Here is a 24,396-nt window from a genome sequence, read left to right as displayed (position 1 = left end):
AAGATTCAACTTTAAAACATTTATTTAAAGTATTTCTATGACTGTGAGATTCGCTATCTGTGAATTATGGAAGAAGGATTTATAAAACTTACCATATTTTTGTTCATCCTATTTTCTTACCATTTTTATATATTTGATACCAAGGTGTGCTAATAACACTATTGAATTAAGGAAAATTATTAAAACAGTTTTATATATGGATAAAATTAATAAAAGGTTAGAAAACATTATAGATTCACTTGTTTTTGAATCCATATTTATACTATTTAAAATTCTGATTTAAAAGGGACCTCGCAGGAACCTTTTAACATTTAGGCAATGATAGAAATGATGGTTATGATAAAGTTGTGGATTTGAATGAGAGTTATGATAGAGTTGTGGATTTGAATGATGGTTATGATTGCTTTGAATGATTAACGATTAGAGAACTTAAAATTAGGATAAAATTAAGATAATACATTTAATGGAGGGAAATTATGAATATTTTGATATTAAGTGTAGTTGTATTGATATACCTCCTCATGGTAGGATACGTTGGATACGTTGCCTGGAAGCGAACCAGCAGTTCTGAGGACTACATGGTTGCAGGCAGGAACACCCACCCCTACATCATGGCCCTGAGTTACGGAGCAACGTTTATAAGCACGGCAGCAATTGTGGGCTTTGGAGGTGTTGCAGGACAATTTGGAATGGGAATCTTGTGGCTTGTTTTTTTAAACATATTAATAGGCATATTCATAGCATTTGTCTTTTTTGGAAAACGTACACGGAGAATGGGAAAGAAAATGGGTGCATTAACTTTCCCCGAGTTTTTATCCAAAAGATTTGACAGCAAATTCATCCAATATTTTAGTGGAATTGTAATATTTGGGGCTATGCCTCTCTATGCATCGGTTGTTCTTATAGGTGCGGCGAGGTTCATGGAAACCACGCTTGCAATGAATTTTGACATTGCATTGTTGATAATGGCTGCTATTATTGGAGTATATGTTATATTCGGCGGTATAAAGGGTGTTATGTATACAGATGCCCTTCAGGGAACTATAATGTTCGTGGGAATGTTAATTTTGCTTGGTACAATTTACTGGACACTTGGAGGTGTAAGTGCAGCCCATCAAGCCCTGACAAACATGGCCTACCTCACTCCACAGAGTGTGGTAGCTCAAGGAGGAACAGGATGGACATCTTTCCCTGTACTTGGAAGTGCATGGTGGTGGACTCTGGTATCGAGTGTAATACTTGGTGTGGGAATAGGTGCCCTGGCCCAGCCTCAGCTGGCAGTAAGGTTCATGACAGTTGAATCAGACAAGGAACTTAACAGAGCAGTCCTCATAGGAGGAGTTTTTATATTCGTTATGACCTTTACAGCATACGTTGTAGGTGCATTATCAAACGTCTACTTCTTCCAACACTTCGGACAACTGGCTGTACAAGCTGTAAATGGCAATGTGGATTCTATAATACCACTCTTTATTAATAAGGCCATGCCAGAATGGTTTTCATATCTTTTCATGCTCACCTTACTTGCAGCGGCCATGTCAACAATAAGTGCCCAGTTCCATGTCCAGGGAACAGCTGTAGGTCATGATATATATGAAACGCTCAGAGGCAAGAAATCCGGAAAAACAGTTTCCATAACACGTATAGGAATCTTAATCTCAGTTATAATTGCTGTGATACTTGCATACATCCTGCCTGGAAGTGTGGTGGCCCAGGGAACATCCATATTCTTTGGACTTTGTGCATCAGCTTTCCTGCCAATGTTTGTATGTGCACTCTTCTGGAAACGCGCAACAAAAGAAGGTGCAATAGCAGGACTTCTGACCGGAACATTTATGAGCCTTTTTTGGCTTTTATTTGTTCACCAGAAGGAGGCCGCAGGTATTGGACTTTGTAAATTGATCACAGGTAGCAGTGTGCTCATAACAACCATGCCATGGCCTGTTATTGACCCAATCGTAGTTGCACTCCCGCTTGCATTTGTAGTGACAATCGTTGTGAGCCTTTTAACCAAACCAGCTGAAGATGAGGTTTTGGACAGTAGTTTCGAGAAAATCAGTTCAAATTAAAAATTTAAGGGGATTTACTTCCCTTTAAAAATTTTTAAACAATTTTTATCTTTTTATCAGTTTTTTCTATCTTTTTAAACAGTTTTTTATCTTTTTTTAAATATTTCAAGCATTTTTAAGGTCTAAGGTTTTTTAAAGGTTTGAATCTTTTTTAGGAAACATTATAAAAAAACAGTTATATACAGATATTAATGAGTTTAAGGTTGAATCATGAAAAGAGCCACATTTCCAGTTAAAAAAAGTAGGGTGAAAACTTGGAGTGAAATCTTCCAAAATCCACGACCTGTAACGGTTGAAAGCCTTAAGACAGGGGAGGTTGAAATCCAGAAAGTTGGAACTATCAACCCCCAGCACCCAAAAGCAGTAAATGTAAAAGATGAAACACTCAACGTGCCGATAATGGCCCACATTATTCACCATGAAAAATTTGGAGCTTATTTAATAGACGCAGGTCTCGATGCATCTTATTACAATGATCCAAGAGGAAATGTACGGGGACTGCTTGCAAGATTTTTTGCAGACGAATTTCACCAGGATAAAAATCAGAACATTGCATTTAAACTTCAAAAAAGACATTTAAAACTTAAAGGAGTTTTTTTAAGCCATTTACACTCTGACCACATGGCAGGGGTTCGGGAACTGCCGAAAGACATTCAGTACGTCGTTGGAAAGGGTGAAAAATATCCTGAGTACAAACCATTTCTTTATGGGAACTACTTGAAGGGGATAGAAACGCTTCATGAAATTGACTTTTCTACCGTAGAACCGATACCTCCTTTAGGGCCAAGCGCAGACCTACTGGGCGACGGGTCGCTTTGGGCTGTTTCCACACCAGGCCACACTCGTGGGCACATGTCATTTGTTGTTAACGGACTTGAAGGGCCAATTTTCCTCACAACAGATGCATGTTTCATAAGAGAAGGGTTGGAAATGGGAGTGGCATCTTCAGATTATACATGGAACGTGGATAAAGCCCAGAAAAGCCTTGATAAAATTTTAAAGTTTTTAAATGAATATCCTGAAGTTAAGGTAATATGTGGGCATGAAGATCCTTATTTTGAAAGTTAAGATTGCATAAAATTTTTGGTCATTTATTTACCTTTCTAATTACTCCTTTTAATTCTATAATTTCTGATTTTAAGTCTTGAACTAAATCTTTTGATTCTTTAACGTCGGTTTGTAGATCTGGAGCCAAGTTTCTTAATTCTTTAATCTCTAATTGTAGATCCTTAACTACGTTTTTTAATTCATGTATCTCCTCTTTTTCATCTTTATTTCCGGATTTTTTTGTAAGCCATGAAGCTATTGATGCTGTGAACATTCCGAAGAAGAGAATACCTATAACCATCACGATCATGCTGATTATTCTACCTAAAATGGTATCTGGAGTTATGTTTCCTCCATCTGTTGCCATGGTTGGTAAAATGTACCAGAGAGCGTCTCCCAGATTATGCACATTCCCATTTACCCCAACTTCTACAATGTAAAAGAAAATTGTACCTGAAACAACGGTTATTAGTATTACTCCAAAACTCCAATCAAGGTGAGTTTCTTCAACAAACCCTTTAAAATGTATTGGAATTTTGTTTATTAAAATAATCACTCTTAAAAGCCTTATAATTCGCAATGGAGCAAATTCTATTGGAATCATTGCAATTATATCGAGCCAATTTCGCTTGTCTTTAATAAATGCCTTTTTATCTTCTGCATCTTTAAACCTTAATATAAATTCACAGAATAACACAAAACAAACCATTAAATCAAAATAAATTATATTCTGAGTAAGTTCCACGCTCAATTTAGAAAAATCCGACCATGTAAGTAGAAAAATGTCTGCTACAATTAAAGATATTACAATAAAATCCAAAGTCATTTTAAAAGTTATTTTATCCAATATTCCTGGTTTTTTGTTCTTTGGTTTTTTTGGACCATTGTTTGGGTCCATTTTAATGTTCATTGACATAAATTATCACTCAAGTTGTTTATTCAAATCCTATGTCCATTATGATTTTAAATTAAAATACAAAAAAAATGAGAAAAGCTGAAAATATTAATTCTTATTGTAGCTAATGCTTTTTTGTAGTATAAAATCTTAAATTAAACATTGATTTAAGCATGATTTTAGGTATGTACTGAACTATTATTAATACATCCATTCCTTCTTTCTTTGAAGTCTCGTTTTGTTAGAATAAGGTTCTTTTAATAAGAATTATAAAACTAGAATTATTAGAATATAAAAACTAGAATTATTAAAAAGTGCTAGAGTAAAAACAGATAAAATATTTTTTACTGGGAGAGAAGTCATGAAATTGAGTACCAGTAAGAAATTTCTTAGGAGACAGATACTGCAAATAAAAGAAACAGGTAAATATGTAATAAAAAGAGAAGAAATCCCTTTCGATAACTCGTTGAAGTTCAATGATCGATGAAAGGGCATTCAATACATTATATTCATTGTGTCATGTTTTTTATGCCTTTTGGAGTTGCCATCGTGGATCATATGCTTTTTCATAACCAGATACTCCATCAAAATCGGCACCAGTCACTGAAGACGTTAGTTCTCCTCCAGCAGCACCTTTTGGGTTGCATTTAAGTACTCCCCACCGACCTGATGAGGGGTCGTAGTTTAACCATGTCACATAATACCATTGGTATGCATATCCTGAATCATAAGCGCCTGTAGGCATAAACCAGCCGCTGATTGTTGTTTTTGTTACTGTTAATTTTGTTGTTGTCACTGTTTTTGCACTTGCTTTACTTACGGGAGTTTTGCTGGTTGAATCCGTTGATTTTGATGCTTTAACTGTTGAGCCACTTTCGCTGCTGTTTGAAAATGTTATGGTGTTGTCGTTGGTCAATTTTTGCATTGCTTTATACGTCTGTGTTTTTGTCCATTCATCAGACGCTATTGCAGCATCTTCCGGGAAGATATTTGCAGCCTTTTCTGTGTAAGGACTGTAGGATCCGTTGATGGCTTTTGTGTAATAGCCCTGCTTTTGGAACCATTTCTGTAGTCCTGATAGGTTTTCTAAATTTGAGGCTAAGTCTTTGTCGGTAACCGCGTTTGTTCCGACAGTATTTTGAATTAAATTTTGGTTTAAATTATTTTTTTCAATATTCTGGGTTTCAGTAGCCCCGGCGAAGGGCAGGGCGCTGAAAATTACACACAACGCAAATATTGCGGTATATGTAGTTTTTCTATTAATTCTACCTCCTCCATGTTCTACTTATCAAAACCTTATCTGTAGAACCTTTTTGCACCTATTTCATAACTTCATCATCCCATATAAAAGTTTGGATTTTTTTTAAGAAAAAAGGGCATCCAGAGAACTCCTTTTTTAATTTAGAGCCATTTAAGAAGTTATTGAACTGTCTGATCATGGATTAGTTTTCTTGGTTTTTATTTTAGCCAAAATGACACAATTCAAACCTTATTTTCAAAAAAAAGCATCCATGAAACACTTCCACTTTAATAGTTAATATCTTGAAGTACGCCGTAATACTTTTTATTGGATAGTAATGTTAACTGCTCACTTTTAAAAGATCAATTCTAAAATAAATGATTTAAACCGTAATTTAAATAATTTGAAAGTTTCTAAATCGTTATTCAATTTTCTTAGTTAAGACTGGAAAATAGGAAATCTATCTGTAAAATCTAGAGAATCTACCTAAAATAGGAAATCTTTTTAGAAAAATTCAAGCCCGAAAAGTATATAAGCATATAGTTATATACTTATGATTCATGTTGAGGATAAATTCTGCATATGACTCTGAATTATCAGAAGAATTGGAGGAGGTATTCAAGGCATTGGCCAATGTTAACAGGCTATTGTTGATTTATTCTTTAGCGTCGGGTGAAGTGGAAAAAGTCAGTGTAACTGAAATGGCGAAGATCATGGGTCTAACCCAACCTGCAGCATCACAGCATCTTAAAGTACTGAAAACAGTCAAAATTCTCAACGCAGAAAAGGAAGGTAATTATATTTATTACACATTTAATAAAAGCGCTCTGTTAAAGCACAAAAAAAACATCGATTTTTTATTTAGTTGTGTGCTGGCAAAGTGTGATCAAAAAAAATAACTAAAATTAACCCAAGGAGTTAAACAAGGCTGTAAAGCCATATGTCTATTTATTGGGGGATAATATGATAGAAACGAAGCTTAATAAAGAATTACCCGTTATTGTTATACCAAATACGGTCTTATTACCTGAAACTAACAGGAACCTGAAAATTGACAATGAACTTGGAAGCGAACTCTGCAAACGTGTTGAAAATGATGATTTCCACGGTATTGCACTAGCAGTTAAAGAAGGAAAGGTTGAAGGTTTTTATGTAGAATCCGATTTCTACAGTATAGGAACCTTAATTAAAATTGAGAACGTCAAAAAAATGAAAGATTTCTATCAGCTAAAGGTGGAAGTTGTAGAAAGAGTTGAAATAGAGGAACTGATTCCTGATGATATGAATTACAGAGCAACTTACAGGATCATCCCAGATATAGTTGATTTAGACCAGGAAAGTCAAGATGAGATGCTCGCAAATATCAGAAAACTTGTTTCAGAAATAAATGAGGACTTCAAAGGCGATAAAGCTTACCTCAAAGAGGTTAATCAATTAAATGGTCTAAATAAAGTTATTGCTTATATATTTCCTTATATGAGATTATCTGTGGAAGAAAAACAGGATTTACTGGAAACACGTTCAGTGAGAGAAAAAAGCTTAAAATTCCTGGACATTTTAATCGAGCAAAAAGAAATAATAAAGTTCCAGATGGAAATGGCTGCAAGATTAAATGAAGAAATGAATAAAAAACACAGAGAAATCATGCTTAAGGAGCAGTTAAAGGCCATACAGGATGAATTAAGTGATTCAGAAGGAAGCTACGGGAACAAAGACTATCGTAAACTGATCGAAGCTGCTCAAATGCCGGAAGAGGTAAAAGAAGTTGCCCTGGAAGAAGTGAACAAGCTGGAAAGGCAAGGTTCTAACAGTTCTGAGGAAAACGTCATCAGAAATTACTTAGACCTACTAACCAGCTTACCATGGGGCAAGAGCGAAATTAAAGACATAGATATAGAAGCCGCCAGGAATTTACTGGATGAACAACACTATGGCCTTCGTAAAGTCAAAGACCGTATTATCCAGCATCTTACAGTGATGAAACTGAAGCAGAATAAACAGGGATCCATTTTACTTCTGGTAGGACCACCTGGAACTGGAAAAACCAGTTTAGGTAAAAGTATTGCCGAAGCTCTAGAACGTAAATACGTTAGAATCAGTTTAGGTGGTGTTAAAGATGAATCAGAAATCAGAGGTCATAGAAGAACTTATGTTGGGGCTTTACCAGGCAGGATAATCCATGGAATGAAACGTGCAGGTAGTAGAAATCCAGTGTTCATCTTGGATGAGGTGGATAAACTAATGGCCTCTGTAAATGGGGACCCATCCAGTGCACTACTGGAAGTGCTGGACCCTGAACAGAACAACAGCTTCTCAGATCACTACTTAGAAGTTCCCTACGACCTGTCAGATGTGTTCTTCATTGCCACAGCAAACTCGTTAAGGGATATTCCAGCACCGCTTCGAGATCGTATGGAGATCATAGAAATTGGTAGTTACACCAGCCATGAGAAGTTCCGTATCGCAAAAGATCACCTAATTGCATCGGTACTTGAAGATAATGGCCTGGATGAAACTCAGCTTCAAATTGATGATGACGCATTAAAAACCATCATTGAAAAGTACACAAGAGAAGCAGGAGTAAGAGGTCTTAAACAGCAGTTAGCTGCTGTTTCAAGAGTTGTATCTGAAAAAATCGTGCTGGGAAAAGTTGATTTACCCTATGTTGTTAAAGAAGATATGTTATATGATATTTTGGGCCATGAACTCACCCAGATTAGCATGGCTGGTAAAAATAACCCCCCTGGAGTTGTGACAGGTTTAGCATGGACACCTGTAGGTGGGGATATACTCTTCATTGAAGGTGCTTTCATGCCAGGAACAGGAAAATTAATGCTCACAGGTCAGTTAGGTGATGTAATGAAAGAATCCGCCAAGATTTCCCAAAGCCTGATTCGTTCACGAATGGCATTTAACTTGAAGAGCGTTGAATTTGATAAAAAGGATTTACACATCCACGTGCCTTCAGGAGCCATTCCAAAAGACGGGCCATCTGCAGGTGTGGCACTTTTAACCACAATTGCTTCCCTGGTAACAGGACATGCGGTGGACCCTAAACTGGCCATGACTGGTGAAATATCCTTAAGAGGTGCTGTACTTCCAGTGGGTGGTATTAAAGAGAAGATACTTGCTGCTCACCGTGCAGGAATAAAACGGGTTATACTGCCTGAAGACAATGTAAAAGATCTGGATGATGTTCCAGAAGATGTCAAGTCTGAAATGGAATTCATCCCTGTAGAAACGGTGGAAGACGTCATAAAAGAGACCCTAAGCATTGAACTGCCTAAACCTCTTATGATGCAAATGCCGACAGATTCTTTAAGTGGCGGTGCCGGCGCCAACTAAATGACATGAGAATCTTCTTATTTCTTATCCCCGTGGGATTGGATTGATAGAACGATTTCTCGTTTTTTTATTTTTTTAATAAGTTTAAAAATATTTAAGAAGTTTAGAAAAAAAAGTCACGTTTTTTGTTTTTAATCAATCTTTATAATGGATTATTTATATCAAATCATCTAAAATTGCCTAATAACTTAATTTTCCCACATACTTTTTTTTAGTTAATGCAGTGGCTAAGGTAATTATTTTCATTAAAAGGTGTTATATGGTTGAAACTACATTAAATCTCATAACTGCTTATAAATGCCCTTTTAAGACAATTTTATTTATTTATTTTGATTTTAATATCTTGAATGATTCAACTGAATATCAGGTTAAATTCTTCTTCACTGATAACTCCTTTATCCTTTAGAAGTTTGGCTAACTTTTCTAATTTATCCAAGCTTTCAGCTTCTTCTGATTCTGGTTCATTACCACCTTCTTCAGCTGCTGATATTCTCTCCATTCTCCTTCTTGTTCTTCTTCTAGCTCCTCCCCTTCCTAAAGGTCCTAAATCTGGCATATTGTAACACTCCCTTTTTTTTAGTTAATTAATTATTTGAACTTCCAATTATCTAATTTTTTTGATGGTTTAAATGAAGAATTTTTAATGTAAACTCATTTAATGTAAACTCATAAATTTAAATAAAAATAATAAGAATAAAATAAGATAATAAAAAACATTAAACCTATAATAAAAAGATAATCAAACCATTTGCTTCTCATGAATCCAGATCAGGGTTTGATTAGGATGGTGAGCATTAAATGAATCCTTTATCTCTTGAGGATCTAAAGGTACTGGCTCAGAATTTCGTGGACCAGTTTTTACAGGCTGATTTTGCTGCAGCCAGCAGTCGATTTGATGACCAGATGAAAGTTGTGTTTCCTGAAGTTAAATTTCAAGAGTTCTGGCAACGTTTCATAGGACCTGCCGGCAATTTGTTGCGATTAACCGTGGTGCGCACTGCTGAGATGGAAAGTTACAGGGTTGTGTTTATCAGATGCCAGTTTGAAAGGGCTGCCCTTGATGTGCAGATCATCTTCAACATCCAAGGACAGATAAGCGGGTTGAACTTAATGCCTGCAGAAACCAAGTACCATGCTCCAGATTATGTGGATACTTCTGTATTTCATGAGGTTGATGTGACTGTGGGTGAAGGTCAATGGGCATTACCCGGTACTTTGACACTGCCCCTGGACCAAGGCCCTTTTCCGGGTGTGGTGCTGGTGCAGGGTTCCGGTCCCAGTGATCGAGATGAAACAATAGGCCCTAACAGAATATTTCGCGATCTTGCGTGGGGTTTAGCTTCACAGGGCATTGCTGTTTTGAGATATGAAAAACGTACCTTCAAACACGCCCAAATGTTTACTCCAGAGTTGATAGCCCAGATGACTGTAAAAGAAGAGGTCACTGACGATGCACTCTTGGCAATTCAGTTGATGTGTCAAACACCACAGATAGACCCAAAACAGGTTTTTTTACTGGGTCACAGCTTAGGTGCCACCCTTGCTCCCTGCATTGCCAAGCAAAATTCCAAACTGGCGGGACTTATCATCATGGCCGGGATCACTCGCCCACTTGAGGACATTATTCTGGATCAATTTACTTACCTTAACAGTTTGGCAGGGCCCATGACAGATGAGCAGAAAACAGAACTTGAAGCTTTAAAAGCAAAAATAGCTCTTGTGAAGGATCCTGGGTTGTCAAATGCTGTTCCAGCTAAAGAGTTACCTTTGGAGATTTCAGCGGATTACTGGTTGGATTTACGAGGTTACAGCCCTACAGAAACTGTTAAAAAATTGAACATACCAGTTTTGATCCTTCAAGGTGGACGTGATTACCAAGTTTTACCGGAAAAGGACTTTAAAGGCTGGAAAACAGCCCTTAATTCCAGATCAAACGCACAACTCAAGCTTTTCCCTAATTTAAACCACTTATTTATTGTTGGAGATGGGAAATCAACACCTCAAGAATATGGAATTGAAGGACATATGGATGAAGCTGTGATTTACACCATCGCCCAGTGGATAAAAGAAAATATGATACAGTTGAGATAATAATTGATTTTCTCATTCGATTTGGTAAATTTGATAAGTTTTACAATTTTGAATGTGATTGAGTTTGGAAAAAAACATTTTAAACACGTTTAAAAGTTAATAGAAAAGAATAATATAAAATATAAACTAAAATAGTTGATTTAATAAAATATAACTTAAAAAAAGTTAATTTGCATAAAAATAAGTTTCATATCTCCTTTTAGGAGTTTATTAAGTGGGGGTTTGCATTTTTTTAATTGCATTTGAAATAAACATGTAAAAGCTGTTTCGGTATAGATATTTCGTTAATCATTTTTATTTTAAAGGAGAGTTAGGAAATGGAGTCACGAGAAGAAGTAAAAATAACTGAAAAAGATGTTGTTGGTATGATGGATCTGTTTACGAAGGTTCCACCGCTCATGCTGAAGATGGTGATATCTCGAAATTCAAATGTAGTGAAACGTTTTGAAAGCCAAATAAACAATTATAGAAGTCAACTATCGGATTCAAATACTGCAAAAATAGAAAAGGTTCTGGAAATGCCTATCCCTGAACTTCAGGAAATATTAAGTAGGGCGTATGAGGAAACACATCAAAAACAGCTGAAAATACTTGCAGATCCTAAAGCAGAGCCTTTCATTGAAAAGAATCTGCAGGAACTTAAAAAAGTCCTTGAATGAGGTAAAAGCTCTGATAAAAGAGCTGTTTTTTATAAATATTTTATTAAATTGGGTACTTTTATCTTAAATTAGGGTAACCATCCTCAATACGCATTTCTAAAAGCATGGATAAATGTCATGAAAAATATTTTTATATCCATCTTGAGGTTCCAATTTTCCACATAGTAAATATCATATTCTATTCTTTTTTTAATGGAAGTATTTCCTCTAAAACCATTAACTTGAGCTAAGCCAGTCATTCCAGGACGTACGTAATGTTTGATCATGTACTTTGGAATTTCATCCCTAAATTTGTCTACAAAATGGGGACGTTCTGGTCTAGGACCTATTAAACTCATATCCCCTTTTAATATGTTAAAAAGTTGTGGTAGTTCATCAATATTACTTTTCCGGATAAATGAACCGAATTTGGTCTTACGATGATCATCTTCACTCGTCCACTGATATTTCTCATATTTTTCATCTTGAACTTTCATACTGCGGAATTTGTATATATTAAATTCTTTTCTATGAAGTCCTACTCTCTCTTGTTTAAAAATAACAGGTCCTGGAGAACTTATTTTCACCATTAAAGCCGTTAAAACAAGAATAGGGGACGTGATGATGATGATTGCAATGGCGAGTACAATATCCAGAATTCTCTTTATAAAATGGTTAAAGGATTTGTCAAGGGGCACGTATCTCAATTTTATAATAGGCATATCATCTATTAAGTCAATATATGGGTTTGCAGGGAAGTACCTGTAATAATCAGGTACAATTTCCGCTTCCACACCGTATTTTTCAAGTGTGTCCACGATATCTTCTATAACCTTGTAATGTATTGGAGATATTGTTATAACCGCTTTGTCAATTCGGTTTGTTAAAATCACATGAACTAAATCATTGATATTTCCTATGACTTTTGAATCCAAAACCTTATGGCCATTTTCAATGTTATCGTCTAGATACCCAATTATATTATATCCTATGTACTCGTTTTGCTTAATTTTACAAGCAAATTTTTTACCAAGGTCCCCTGCCCCTATTACTAAAATATGTTTGATATTAAATCCTTTGCTACGTATAAATCTCAGGGATTTTCTGAGAATAATCCTTTCTACTATAGTAAAGGTGGTGCTGGAAATGGCAAACATGGCAAGCAGGTACCTTGAGAAGTTGACAAGATGGGTTACGTACAGTAATGTTATAAGCAGCAACAATCCTATAACATTTATCTTAACAATCGTTATTGATTCAGAAGCAATGCTTTTGGTTCTGTGGGGACGATATAAACCTGAAGAATAGTAAAGAAATATATAAATTGGTAAAATGAATAAGAGGAACATCAAGTAATAGTTTAATCCCCAATTATTCTTGAAAGGTAACAAACTTGTTTCAAAACGGATATACCAGGCAAAAATCAGTGAAAAAGCGAGTATGGCCATATCTATACAGACAAATATCATATTTAAAAATCGTTGATTCTCTCTAATCATATTGTAACCATTTTAAAGATTGTTATCTATCATTAACCATTATCACTAGGTTAAACCCATTTAACGAATTTATAGTTTAAACCCATAAGATTGGCTTTATAATTTAAACTAATTAAAGACAGATTTTATAGTTTAAACCCAATTAAATATTTTTTATTTATCCACTTAAATATTTATTAGATTAAATTACTTCTTGAATAAATTTAAAAATAACTTTAAACCGTACATGTTCCATATTCCAGCATAAACAATTGCCGTTATAATCCGGGGATATTGGGTTTTATAATGTTTTTTATAAAATATATGCATCGCCCTGTAAAATTCATGTATTAAGTTAGGTTTTGTATTTTTAGTAGAGCTTGCTCCTTTATAGTGAACTATTTTTGCAGAGCTATAATAAATTATTTTCCAACCTGCTGCCTTTATACGGTAGCACCAGTCGATATCTTCTCCGTACATGAAAAATGTTTCATCTAAAAGTCCAACCTCGTTGATAGCGATGGATCGCACCAGCATGAAGGCACCTGTTATACAATCAACTTCATAAGTCTCATCTTCGTTCAAGTATGTAAGATTGTACCTTCCAAAATGCTTACTTTTTGGAAAAAGATGTGATAATCCTATCATCCTGTAAAATGAAACATCAACATCTGGAAAACTTCTTCTACAGGCTTTATCTAAAGTACTATCTGGTAAAACAACCTTACATCCCAAAGCACCTGTGTTTTCATTGTTTTCCATGAAACTTATACATTCCTCTAAACAGTTATCCATAACTACGGTGTCAGAATTGAGTAATAATATGTATTCGGAGTTTGTTTGTGTTATGGCCCTATTATTTGCATAAGCAAAGCCCTTGTTTTCTGTATTTGCAATGAATCTGATCAAGCCATCGGCTGATTCTTTAGAAAAGTCTTTTTGCAACCTTTCAAGACTACCATCTTCTGAAGCATTGTCCACCACATATATTTCATAACTGAAAGGGTGATCTTTACTGACTACAGATTTTATGGTCTGTTTTGTCAGATCATAAGTGCGGTAGTTTACTACTATGATAGATAAATCCATTGTGTTTCTCCTTGATGCATACCTCTTCTTCGTAAGAATGAATTTGATCAGATAATGTTGATGTTCATTAAATTATTTATTATAATTTGATAGCTTTTAAAAATTGCTTCAATTTCATGGAAGGTGGCTTGCATTTAAATTTAGAAAAAAATAAGTTTTATTTCACTTTTCTTTTTTTGACAGTTTGAATAACTATTATTAATTCAAACTATTATTTCAAGGTTTATTCAAAAATATTTATTATTCCATTCAATATCCAACTATCATATCTCTTTAAAGAAGATTGTTTTATTGAGATTTTAAGGTATTGAGATGTTTAAAGGTTTGAGACTGAAAGCATCTTGATCTGTTAAATGTCTATAAAAAACCAAATTTCACAGTGTTCTTGATGAGAAGCCATTCTATTTTCATATAACTGATAAATCTTTCATTTTTGTATTCCACTTTATTTATTTTATTTAAAGAGTTAAATCCTTCTTTTAATCCTTCTAGATACTCAGATCCATATCCCTTTTTTAGGAAAAACAGGTACTTAACAAGGTAACCTATAAACAAAAAAATGGAATTCAACAATAACTGAGGCCATGGCATGTTCTTGTAGGGAACATAAACATTGTTTCTGGCAGCTAATCTGGTTTTGAATTTATTATATTTGCTACCGCTGGTTCCACTACCTAAATGGTAAACAACAGCTTCAGGACAGTACAAACATTTATAGCCATGAATCCTTGCCCTGTAACTGATGTCAACGTCTTCCATGTACGCAAAGAAGTTTTCATCGAAGTATCCTATTTCATCAAAAACACGTCTCCTGTAAATAGCTGCTCCAGCACAGGCACTGAAAACTTCTCTTTTCGCGGTATATAAATCTGGAGATTTATTGTTGCCCACCTTTTTGGTCCAGCCCAGAAGGGTGTACTCATCTCCCGCATCATCAATCAGGTTCCTATCATCGTACTGAATCATCTTTGAACTAACTGCAAAGATGTTTTCATATTTAGCAATACATTTTAGAAGGTTAAAAATACAATTTTCTTCTAATTCCACATCGTTGTTTAAAAGAAAAACATAATCAGTTCTTGAAGCTTTTATTCCCTGATTAACAGCCGCTGCAAAACCTAAATTTTCCTGGTTTTCTATTAAGGTGTATTCAGGATAATTTGTTTTGATGTAGTTGGAACTTCCATCTTCAGAGGCATTGTCGATGATGATAACTTCAAAGGAAGCATCCTGCTTTTCCAGTGACTTAAAACATTTTTTTAAGAAGTCCTTACCGTTGTAATTGGGAATAATAATAGTTAAATCCATAGAATGCACCGTTTTTAGAGATGTTTCTTTGTCTCTATATTTTAAGTTTATTTGAAATATATCCTCTCGTGACGATCCGTTATAAACATTTGATATATGCAAGTTTTTGATTTTTCACGTTTATTTAGTATTCATTCATTTTTTTTATTATTTAATGTACAATATAATTTAATAGATGATAGAAAACACTAATTAGATAATGTAATTATTTTAATAAGAATTAAAAAAGATTATAGTAAATTAATAGCCAAATATGTAGGAGATATCATGCAATTCCTTAAAAATCCATTAAATTTCATTAAAAAAGCTAATAGATCTTTTAATTTGTTTTTGGAGCATTCTGACAAAATTTTTAAGTTTTTAAATGATTATGATAAAAATCAGGAGAAAGTTGATAAGTTTTTGGGAGAGTATAATACAAATTATGCTGAGTGTAAAAATTATTTCTTCAACGGTGATGAACATTTATTCAAAATGAGGAACACTGACGAATTTTTTAAAATGTGTTTTTTTAATAATATACAACTATTATCTTATTCCCCATCTGAGAATAGGATATATCTAAAAACTGAAGATGGAATTGTATTAGTAACAAATAACCGTTTTTATACAATTAAAGAAATTTTTGCACGTAATGGTTATTCAGTACCTGTATTATACCAATTTAAAGATTTCATTGTTTTTGATGTTGGTATGAATAGAGGTTATTCTGCTTTAAAATTTGCCAACTTTGATTCCTGTAAAGCAGTTTATGGATTTGAAATAGATAATGATACATACAATTTTGCTTTAGAAAATTTTAATCTTAACCCTACCATATCCCGTAAGATTAATCCCTATAATTTTGGTCTTTCTGATGAAGAAGGTGAGGTTGATATATATAGTCTTCCAGGATCTGATGGCCTTACAACTACAAGAATAGAGTTTACAGATATTAATGGGGAATGGAAAAGTGGAAAAAAAGAAATGAAAATAAAAAAGGCTAAAGTAAAAAGTGCAGGTTCATTTTTGTCAGGTATTATCCAAAATGAAAATATCAACTCTAAAATAGTACTTAAAATCGATACTGAAGGAGCTGAAGATAAAATTATTGATGATCTAATTCGTGAAGGCGTATTAGACAAAGTTGATTTGATAATGGGAGAAATACATCTAGATACGTTTGATTTAAACAGTAAATTAGTTGGGTTTAAGGAAATAAGCAAAGTATATCATACAAAAAATATTTACAGCTTTTGTTATGTAAGAGAAGAACTTTATAATGAATTGCCTTTGTCTAAATTTTCTTAATTCTTAAATTTCAATTTTTAGTCAAAAAATATAATTTAAGAATTTGCGGGGTTATATGAAATTTTAAACTCTATTTTTTTTATTATACAATTTTTTTAGCTTCTATTACTTAAGGTCGTTACTATTTCATAATGCAATCCTCTTTGTTTCCATTTGATGAGAAGTTACTTTAAATACTTATTAATTCCTTTTTAACATATGGTTAAACAGTTTTTTCATGAATCCAATTATCATACTTCTCGCATACCTCATCAACAGGACCATAAGTAATCACTCGACCTTTCTGTAGCCACACTGCCTTATTACACAGATTTTTAACATCCCCTATGGAATGTGATACAAATAAGAGTGTTACCTTACCATCAAGGAGTGCTTTAATCTTTTGCTGGCTTTTCTCCTTAAATTTAGCGTCCCCTACGGATAAAACTTCATCTAATATCAATATTTCAGGATGTACGCTTGTTGCTATGGAAAAACCAAGTCTGGCTCTCATACCCGAGGAATAGTTTTTCAATGGAACATCTATAAATTCCTCTAACTCTGAAAATTCCACTATCTCATCAAATTTACTCTCTAAAAAGCTCTTAGGATGACCAAGCAGTGCTCCGTTAAGAAATATATTCTCCCTACCTGTGTAATCTGGATCAAATCCAGCTCCAAGTTCTAATAATGGGGATATGCGTCCATTTACGTCTATACTGCCTTCGGTGGGTTTCATAACTCCTGAGATTAACTTGAGCAACGTACTTTTACCTGCTCCATTTAATCCAACTAACCCTACCCTGTCCCCTTTTTCCACTTCAAATGAAACGTTTTTAAGGGCCCAAAATGGCTGAAACATGAGCTGTCTTTTAAGAAATTTGATAACATACTCTTTAAGGTTGTCCACCTTCTCTTGACTTAGATTAAATTCCATTCCAACGTTTTCAGCCTTTATAACTGTTTCTCCCAATGTAATCACCTTCAAAATTTAAACATAAAGTATAAACCTGTCTTGATATTTGTAAAACATAGCAATCCCTATAATAAGGAAAGCAGCACCGGATACCATGGCAAACAGCAGCTGTAAAGGATTATAAAGTGTACCATATAAAAAAACACTTCTGCAACAGCCGATAACAGCATAAAGTGGGTTATAATATTGGATGAACCTGAAACTTGCAGGCACGATCTCTGGGGGATAAAATATGGGCATTGCGTACATTAAAAGCATTAAACAAACCCCATACAAATGTTCCATGTCCCTGAAGAACACATTTACAGTGGCAAGAATAAGGCCTACTCCTATTGTTAAGAGTAGTAATGCAATAATGGGTAAAATTGCAAAGATTATGTAAATGGTGAACGTTGCATTGGTGGCCACCATCACCAGGAAAAGAACTATCAGCGATAGTAAGAAAGTAACGAAGTTAGATAATATGGCTGATAAAGAAAACATGTACTTGGGGACGTATATTGTTTTTAGAATCGAAGCGCTGCTTTTAATGGAACGCATGGCTGCATTAGATCCCCCTGCAAAAAATTGGTATATTAACATCCCTGTTAGATAGTAAACAGGATAATTTGATATGGTGTGTTTAAAAAACGCTGAAAATACTATGGTAAGCACTATCATGGATAGCAATGGCTCTAAAAAACTCCAGAATATTCCCAGTACAGATCTTCTGTATTTTATTTTTATATCCCTTTTTACCAGCTGATCGAGTAAAAACCTATATTTTTTAAAGTTAGCAAAAAATCTGTGGTTTATTGTGTCTTTAACTACCATTTTAATCCCTACGTGTAAATTTTAATATATAAATCAAAAAAAGAAAAAATCAGCTTCCATTACCTATTTGATGATATTCGAAGCCCATATCCTTCATTATCTCTTTGTTGTACTGATTTCTGCCGTCGAAAATGATTTTGTTTTTGATCCTTTTTGTTATCTCATCAAAGTCTGGACTTCTGAATTCTTTCCACTCTGTTACAAGTATTATTGAATCTGCATCGTCTACAGCATGGTACTTGTCACTGGAAAATTCTACATTTTTATTATCTTTAAAATAATATTCTTTCGCAATATCCATGGCCTTTGGATCGTAGGCTTTGATCCTGGCGCCCAATTCCGTTAATTTATTAACAATAACCAGTGATGTTGATTCCCTCATGTCATCGGTTTCGGGTTTAAATGAAAGTCCCCATAAAGCGAAGGTACGTCCTCTTAGATCATTACCAAATCTTTCTGTTATTTTATTAACCAAAGCTAACTTTTGTCGATTATTCACGGATTCCACTTCTTTCAGCATCTTTGGATCGTATCCATGATCATCAGATGTTTTAATCAGAGCTTGGATATCCTTTGGGAAACAGCTTCCCCCATACCCGCAACCAGCATATAAAAAGCTGTACCCTATCCTGCTGTCACTGCCTATGCCTGCTCTGACGTTATTTACATCAGCACCCACCCTTTCACAGATATTGGCCATTTCATTCATAAAAGAGATACGGGTGGCGAGCATGGCGTTGGCTGCATATTTAGTCATTTCTGCACTGCGTACATCCATAACTATGAATCGTTCATGGTTCCTTATGAATGGGGCGTACAACTCTTTCATGGTTTCAATGACGTCATCCTCATCAGAACCTATTAATACCCTATCTGGCCTCATAAAGTTCTCCACAGCGGCTCCTTCCTTTAAAAATTCAGGATTGGAGACCACATGAACATTGTACTTAACGCCCCTTTTATCTAACTCTTCATTTATTGTTTTTTTTACCTTATCTGCAGTTCCAACAGGGACAGTTGATTTATCCACGACTATCATATCATGAGACATTAAATTACCTATCTCTTTAGCAGCTTCTAATACATATTCTAAATTAGCACACCCATCTTCACCCATAGGTGTGCCTACAGCTATAAAACAAATATCCGAGTTATCCAAACCTTCTTTTAAGTTCTCGGTGAAAAACAAGTCACCGTTTTTACTGTTATTTACCACTAAATATTCTAAACCCGGTTCGTATATAGGGATGATACCCTTTTTCAGATTTTCAATTTTACCATCATCGATATCAACGCAGTACACCTTATTTCCCATTTCTGAAAAACATGTGCCAGTTACTAATCCTACGTAACCTGTTCCTATTATTGTGAGTTTCATGTTATCATCTTAACTTTTCTAGCCAACTGATTCCGGGTTAATTAAATACATAACTCATAGTTTACGGTTTTTTATCCAGTTTGGAATAAAAAAAACATCTAAACCAGTTAACTTGTATTTGGTCTATTTGAGTAAATATTGGTGAAATATTATTTTTTTCCATCCACCAGCTCTTTAATAATATTATACCATATTTCCGTCCGATATTTCATCAAGTATTTGTCCATTATACTTTTTTGAGCATTAACTTTAATATTGTTACGTAATTGGACATTGGTAATTAACTTATTAATTTGTTTTTCCCATTCATTTGTATCGTTGCTTTTCACTAATAAACCATTATACTCATTTTTTATTGTTTCATGATATGGTCCTATGTCACTGTATACAGCGGCCAAACCCAATGCAGTATATTCCAAGTACTTTATTTCGCTTTTACTCCAGTTTATATTGGTATCTGCTAGTGGAGCAACTGCAATGTCCCAATTTACAGTTTCTTTAAGCCATTTAACAAACTCGGGGTAACTTCTCTTATTTGATGGAATCTCTATTTGATTAAACCAAATTTCTTCAGGTTTTTCACTCATTCCACCAATAATATCAAAAGTCAGGTTTAAGTTCTTTTCAATAAACTTTTCTTTTAAATTTTTAATGGCTTCTTTGATAATATTTAAATCTTTATCATGCGTAAATGATCCAATATACCCAATTTTCAATGTATTATCCTTTGCGGCTGATTTGGTTGTCCCAGTAAACCATAAACTTTCATCTAAAGCATTAGGTATTAGTTTCACATTAGTTATACTCTCAAATTTCTCTTTTAAATGATTTGTACTTACAGTTACTAGATCTGCATTTTCAATAAGATATCTGATGACTTTGCTATTGTATAAATACTTTTCATATTCAGGGTGTGTTTTATCAATATCCAACAGATCATCGTCTATTTCATAGATCAATTTAATATTGTATTCTCCACATCTTTGAACTAAAAACTTAGCAAAAGATTCATTTAAAATGTCCCGTTGCACTATGATACAGTCGTACATCCTTTTATTCAAAAAGGAATCTTTGTTTAGATTATTTAAATCGTTTTCATCTATAACATACGGTACTACTTTTCCATATAGTTTATGATGATAGAATGCTAATAATAGTCGAATACTGGCTGTTGGGGAAAAGTTTCCATTTTTGCCACGAACAAAGATAGCAACCCTATAAATTTTATTGATATTAGAACGTTCATTTATGAGTAGATTCTGCCAGTATGTAAATTCATATTCATAAGCTATTTCTTTCGCATTTTTGGAACTTATACTGTTAATACACTTCTTTAAATGTTTATATTCCTCTGGTGAATTCGCTATTCTTACGATTTCATTGTATGGTTTTGATGTAGAATTATGATCTGAAATCCACCCACCATTTTCTGTAATTTGGTCTGATGATTCAGGTATAGTTGATTTAAGAATTTCAGAAGCCTTAGTTTCGGGTGAGATCTGGGCATAATTCTCTTCTATAATCTTAAATGGTTTTTGTGCTAATTGAGGATATATGGAAATATAAATCTCTTTTATTACTTCATTGCTGGTAATAAATGATGAACAATGATATAACAGATTTGTAACTTCTGCTCTCCATTCATTAACAAAAGTTTTTAGAGACATATCATCTAATAATGTAGCTGTGCATTGCTTATTTTCATCTGTAGCACAGTACTCATTGATGTTATCATGCAACTGATCTGAAGGATAAATAAAATAAAAATCTTGAAGAGATAAAATCACGGGCAAACCTAATTTTGTTGCTACATCTGGCAAATCAAATGTATGCTTGAATAAATGATTAATATGTACAAGGTCTATCTTTAATCTCGTCAAGACATTGAAATATATGTCTCTGAATTCCTTATTATAAAATTCCCTTCCAGACCATTTAATATTCCAAGATTCAATTCTTTCAATTCTGTCGTTTCTGTATTTCCACAATAATAACCCTTTTGAAGTTGATGTTAATAGATAGCATTCCAAAGTCTTTTGAACGTGATTTATAATGCTTTTATCAATATTGGGGGTGTTCCTGCCTTGATGTGTTACATACAATATACGTTTACTGTTTCCTCTGTCAAAATTTGTATTATATAATTTAGATGTGGTATCACAATGAATTTCGTTTTCGTTGTATGAGGATGACTTCAGTGTTGTTTCGACACTATTGTTTAATGTATGATTATTTAAGGCTCTTATTTTGGGTAAGGCCGTTATTTTGGGATCATTATGGTTTTTTTGGATTTCTTCATGAGTTAAAATAGATTTTTCTATCAGTTCAGCTTGGTGCAACTTCTGAACTTTTGAACGATTATCCTCTAAACTAGCGTTAAGAGAAATATTGTTCAATTCATTACTGATGAAATATTCTGCTAAGACTTCATTTACAAAGCAAGGCTCATTTGACTTGGTGTATCTCAAAATCAAATCCCAATCAACAAGACGCTTCAATGATTCGTTAAACCCGCCTAACTGATCATACAGAAATTTTTTATGCACAAATATATTAAGGTCAATATAATTACCTTTTAACAGTAAATTCCTATCATATTTAGTTCTTCTAACATATTTCTTATTTTCATAAGCATTATTTACTTCTATAGCTGCATAAGCAGTATTTCTATTAGTATTAAATAATGCAGAAACCATTTTTTTAAGGTAAGTTTCAAACCAATAGTTGTCAGAATCTAAATATGCTATGATATCACCTTGTGCTTCGTTTAATCCCTTATTTCGGGCTTTACTTACTCCTCCATTTTTTTGTTTAAAATATTTTATTTTCCCACTTTTTAGATGGTCATCATATTTAACATTAATTAAGTTTTCAGTACCATCTGTGCTTCCATCATCTATTATTATGAGCTCATAATTGTTGAAAGTTTGATTTAATACTGAATTTATCGCTCTTTCGATTATACCCTTCCTGTTGTACGTTGGCATTATTATTGAAACAAACCAATTTTCTTTGGTTTTTCTTTCCCCATTTATTCCGTATAAACTGTAATGTATGAGCGGGTTTAAATTTGATTTTCTAGCATCTTCGTACGTCTTTAAATAGTAATCCCCGTCAAATGTGGGGTTGGGCTTTTTTCCTTCATTAAAACCATAGTACATATAGTGGATTACAGGATCTATGCCTGATACTTTAACATCACTGTAATTTTTTAAATAGAACTCATTATCAAGCAGATGATTCTGTTTAATTGATTTATAACCTTTTATATTAATTAAAGCGTTCTTTATGCCCTTGTTATTTTTATTAAAAATAATATATAAACTAGGAAATTTTGAGATTAACCTTGGGGTGATTGATCTGACCTTACTCATTTCAAAACTATGTGTTGGTGAATTTTGGTTGATAATATCTTTAACAGTATATTCTTCTTTTAAAGATGAATTCGTATCTGTCTGATTTTTAAAGGTTCTTCTTCCTTCCTTTATACCATATAAACTATAATGTACGAGCGGGTTTAAATTTGAACTTTTAACGTCAGGATATGTTAAATAATAATTCCCATCGAAGGATGAGTTAGGTTTTCTTCCTTCCCTAAAACCATGGTACATGTAATGAAGTAGGGGATCCATGCCAGATCGTCTGATATCACTGTTATTTTTTAAATAGTAACCTATATCAAATAGATTATTTTGTTTAATTGATTTATAAGCCTTTATATTAATTAAAGCGTTTTTTATACCCTTGGTATTCCTGTTAGAGAATATGTATAAGCTTGGGAACTTTGAAATTAACCTCTGAGTGATTGGTCTACCAACATTATGTAAATAATCTATTTCATAGAACCTAGATTTTAAATGGTTAATTTGTGATTTTAAACCATCAATCTGTGAATTCAGTTCTTCAATGTTCCTTTGATTTTCTTCCATTGCGGTGATGTACGCTTCTTTTTGTTGGATTAACTGGCTTTCTGAATGCCATAATTTTGTTTCAAGTAATTTATTTTGACCTTTTGATTCAGAATATGCAATTTTAAGCTTAACCCTTTCTTCTTCAAGAGAGTTTAAGAGATCCGCTTTTTTTATACAACTTTTCACGATTTTTTCTGTTTCATTGTTTACATGATACAAAATTCCCAACCCATGGAAGGCATTGATGATTTTAAAAGAAAACTCTAAATCAGATTCATCTAAAAAATCTTCTACAGCAGTTAATACCCCATTACGAGGATTATTTTCATAAATAGAATTATAAAGATGAGTATTTAATCCACCTTCCTTCTTCAAATCTGTCTGCCCAGGATACATTCCTAATTTTTTGTAGGGTTGTCTATAGGCTTCAGGTATATTTTCCGGGTCGTAATATAAATCTCTTCTAGCATAAGGCCATGTTATATCATGGAAAAACACGATGGGAAATTTTTTATTTTTAAAGGTTTCTTCTATGGTTTTTAATTCATTGTAGACTGTGTACCAGTTGTGATCGCCATCTATTAAAATTACATCGTAATCTTTGAGAAATAATAGTCTTTCCAGGCTTAATTCCCTGTATATTTCAAATTTATCTCCATATTGTGATTTAAATCCGTCAATATCAAATTGTGGAAATGGGTCAATTGCTGTCATATGAGCATCATGATCCACACAGTACTCTAAAATGTTTTTGGTGTTTAAACCTGTGCCTGATCCAATTTCAACAATGTAATTAGCGTTAACACGCTCAATAATGGGACGCATCAAATTATTCCAAAACCTGTTCAT

Annotated in this window: 18 protein-coding genes; 8 read left to right on the top strand and 10 right to left on the bottom strand. The window is 33.8% G+C overall.

Annotation, left to right across the window (positions count from 1 at the left end; translation table 11 throughout):
* Positions 1–476 precede the first annotated feature (476 nt).
* Both MSWAN_RS07950 and MSWAN_RS07945 read left to right on the top strand, forming a co-directional pair.
* Entirely contained in the window at positions 477–2,069 is a 1,593-nt protein-coding gene (locus MSWAN_RS07950; RefSeq protein ID WP_013826114.1) for a sodium:solute symporter family protein, read from the top strand.
* Positions 2,070–2,279: 210 nt separating this feature from the next.
* Complete coding sequence (locus tag MSWAN_RS07945; protein WP_013826113.1) at positions 2,280–3,137, top strand: MBL fold metallo-hydrolase; 858 nt, start codon at positions 2,280–2,282, stop codon at positions 3,135–3,137.
* A 19-nt stretch (positions 3,138–3,156) separates the two neighbouring features.
* Here the strand turns inward: MSWAN_RS07945 and MSWAN_RS07940 are convergent, their stop codons facing one another.
* A complete protein-coding gene (locus MSWAN_RS07940) occupies positions 3,157–4,032 on the bottom strand; it encodes an ion channel (protein ID WP_013826112.1) in 876 nt (291 codons plus the stop codon).
* A gap of 340 nt (positions 4,033–4,372) precedes the next feature.
* Here MSWAN_RS07940 and MSWAN_RS13140 point away from each other — a divergent pair, with 340 nt between their 5' ends.
* Positions 4,373–4,498: a hypothetical protein gene (locus MSWAN_RS13140; RefSeq protein WP_013826111.1), complete on the top strand. Its 126-nt coding sequence runs from the start codon at positions 4,373–4,375 to the stop codon at positions 4,496–4,498.
* Positions 4,499–4,537: 39 nt separating this feature from the next.
* Here the strand turns inward: MSWAN_RS13140 and MSWAN_RS07935 are convergent, their stop codons facing one another.
* Positions 4,538–5,239, bottom strand: a complete 702-nt coding sequence (locus tag MSWAN_RS07935) for a hypothetical protein (protein WP_013826110.1) — start codon at positions 5,237–5,239, stop codon at positions 4,538–4,540.
* A 572-nt stretch (positions 5,240–5,811) separates the two neighbouring features.
* On the opposite strand from MSWAN_RS07935, the gene MSWAN_RS07930 reads away from it, so the two are divergent.
* Together MSWAN_RS07930 and lon are read left to right on the top strand one after the other, a co-directional pair.
* Entirely contained in the window at positions 5,812–6,150 is a 339-nt protein-coding gene (locus tag MSWAN_RS07930) for an ArsR/SmtB family transcription factor (protein ID WP_013826109.1), read from the top strand.
* Between the two features lie 64 nt (positions 6,151–6,214).
* The gene (gene lon / locus MSWAN_RS07925) at positions 6,215–8,596 is read left to right on the top strand and encodes an endopeptidase La (RefSeq protein ID WP_013826108.1); all 2,382 of its coding nucleotides are present in this window, start codon (positions 6,215–6,217) and stop codon (positions 8,594–8,596) included.
* Positions 8,597–8,948: 352 nt separating this feature from the next.
* On the opposite strand, the gene MSWAN_RS07920 is transcribed toward lon, so the two are convergent.
* Positions 8,949–9,152 (bottom strand): hypothetical protein, encoded by a 204-nt coding sequence (locus MSWAN_RS07920; protein WP_013826107.1) that lies wholly within the window; start codon positions 9,150–9,152, stop codon positions 8,949–8,951.
* Positions 9,153–9,394: 242 nt separating this feature from the next.
* Between MSWAN_RS07920 and MSWAN_RS07915 the strand changes: the two genes are divergently transcribed.
* Positions 9,395–10,687, top strand: a complete 1,293-nt coding sequence (locus tag MSWAN_RS07915; protein ID WP_013826106.1) for an alpha/beta hydrolase — start codon at positions 9,395–9,397, stop codon at positions 10,685–10,687.
* 317 nt (positions 10,688–11,004) lie between these two features.
* Positions 11,005–11,346 (top strand): hypothetical protein, encoded by a 342-nt coding sequence (locus MSWAN_RS07910; RefSeq protein ID WP_013826105.1) that lies wholly within the window; start codon positions 11,005–11,007, stop codon positions 11,344–11,346.
* Between the two features lie 83 nt (positions 11,347–11,429).
* Here MSWAN_RS07910 and MSWAN_RS07905 read toward each other — a convergent pair whose 3' ends face one another.
* From MSWAN_RS07905 to MSWAN_RS07895, 3 genes are all read right to left on the bottom strand, one after another.
* Positions 11,430–12,824: an undecaprenyl-phosphate glucose phosphotransferase gene (locus MSWAN_RS07905; protein WP_048188038.1), complete on the bottom strand. Its 1,395-nt coding sequence runs from the start codon at positions 12,822–12,824 to the stop codon at positions 11,430–11,432.
* A gap of 186 nt (positions 12,825–13,010) precedes the next feature.
* Positions 13,011–13,892 (bottom strand): glycosyltransferase family 2 protein, encoded by an 882-nt coding sequence (locus MSWAN_RS07900; RefSeq protein WP_013826103.1) that lies wholly within the window; start codon positions 13,890–13,892, stop codon positions 13,011–13,013.
* 357 nt (positions 13,893–14,249) lie between these two features.
* Positions 14,250–15,200 carry a glycosyltransferase family 2 protein gene (locus tag MSWAN_RS07895; RefSeq protein ID WP_048188037.1) on the bottom strand — a complete coding sequence of 317 codons (951 nt, stop codon included), beginning with the start codon at positions 15,198–15,200 and terminating at the stop codon, positions 14,250–14,252.
* A gap of 267 nt (positions 15,201–15,467) precedes the next feature.
* Between MSWAN_RS07895 and MSWAN_RS07890 the strand changes: the two genes are divergently transcribed.
* Complete coding sequence (locus tag MSWAN_RS07890; RefSeq protein ID WP_013826101.1) at positions 15,468–16,490, top strand: FkbM family methyltransferase; 1,023 nt, start codon at positions 15,468–15,470, stop codon at positions 16,488–16,490.
* A gap of 202 nt (positions 16,491–16,692) precedes the next feature.
* On the opposite strand, the gene MSWAN_RS07885 is transcribed toward MSWAN_RS07890, so the two are convergent.
* From MSWAN_RS07885 to MSWAN_RS12500, 4 genes are all read right to left on the bottom strand, one after another.
* Complete coding sequence (locus tag MSWAN_RS07885; protein WP_227717016.1) at positions 16,693–17,451, bottom strand: ABC transporter ATP-binding protein; 759 nt, start codon at positions 17,449–17,451, stop codon at positions 16,693–16,695.
* A 9-nt stretch (positions 17,452–17,460) separates the two neighbouring features.
* Positions 17,461–18,258: an ABC transporter permease gene (locus tag MSWAN_RS07880; RefSeq protein ID WP_013826099.1), complete on the bottom strand. Its 798-nt coding sequence runs from the start codon at positions 18,256–18,258 to the stop codon at positions 17,461–17,463.
* A 49-nt stretch (positions 18,259–18,307) separates the two neighbouring features.
* Complete coding sequence (locus MSWAN_RS07875) at positions 18,308–19,636, bottom strand: UDP-glucose dehydrogenase family protein (RefSeq protein WP_013826098.1); 1,329 nt, start codon at positions 19,634–19,636, stop codon at positions 18,308–18,310.
* 149 nt (positions 19,637–19,785) lie between these two features.
* Positions 19,786–24,396 (bottom strand): glycosyltransferase, encoded by a 4,611-nt coding sequence (locus MSWAN_RS12500; protein ID WP_013826097.1) that lies wholly within the window; start codon positions 24,394–24,396, stop codon positions 19,786–19,788.

The organism is Methanobacterium paludis, assembly GCF_000214725.1.
In the GTDB taxonomy this organism is placed as follows: domain Archaea; phylum Methanobacteriota; class Methanobacteria; order Methanobacteriales; family Methanobacteriaceae; genus Methanobacterium_C; species Methanobacterium_C paludis.
Note: the sequence above shows the minus strand (reverse complement) of the source record. Positions and strands in the feature narration are given on the sequence as shown.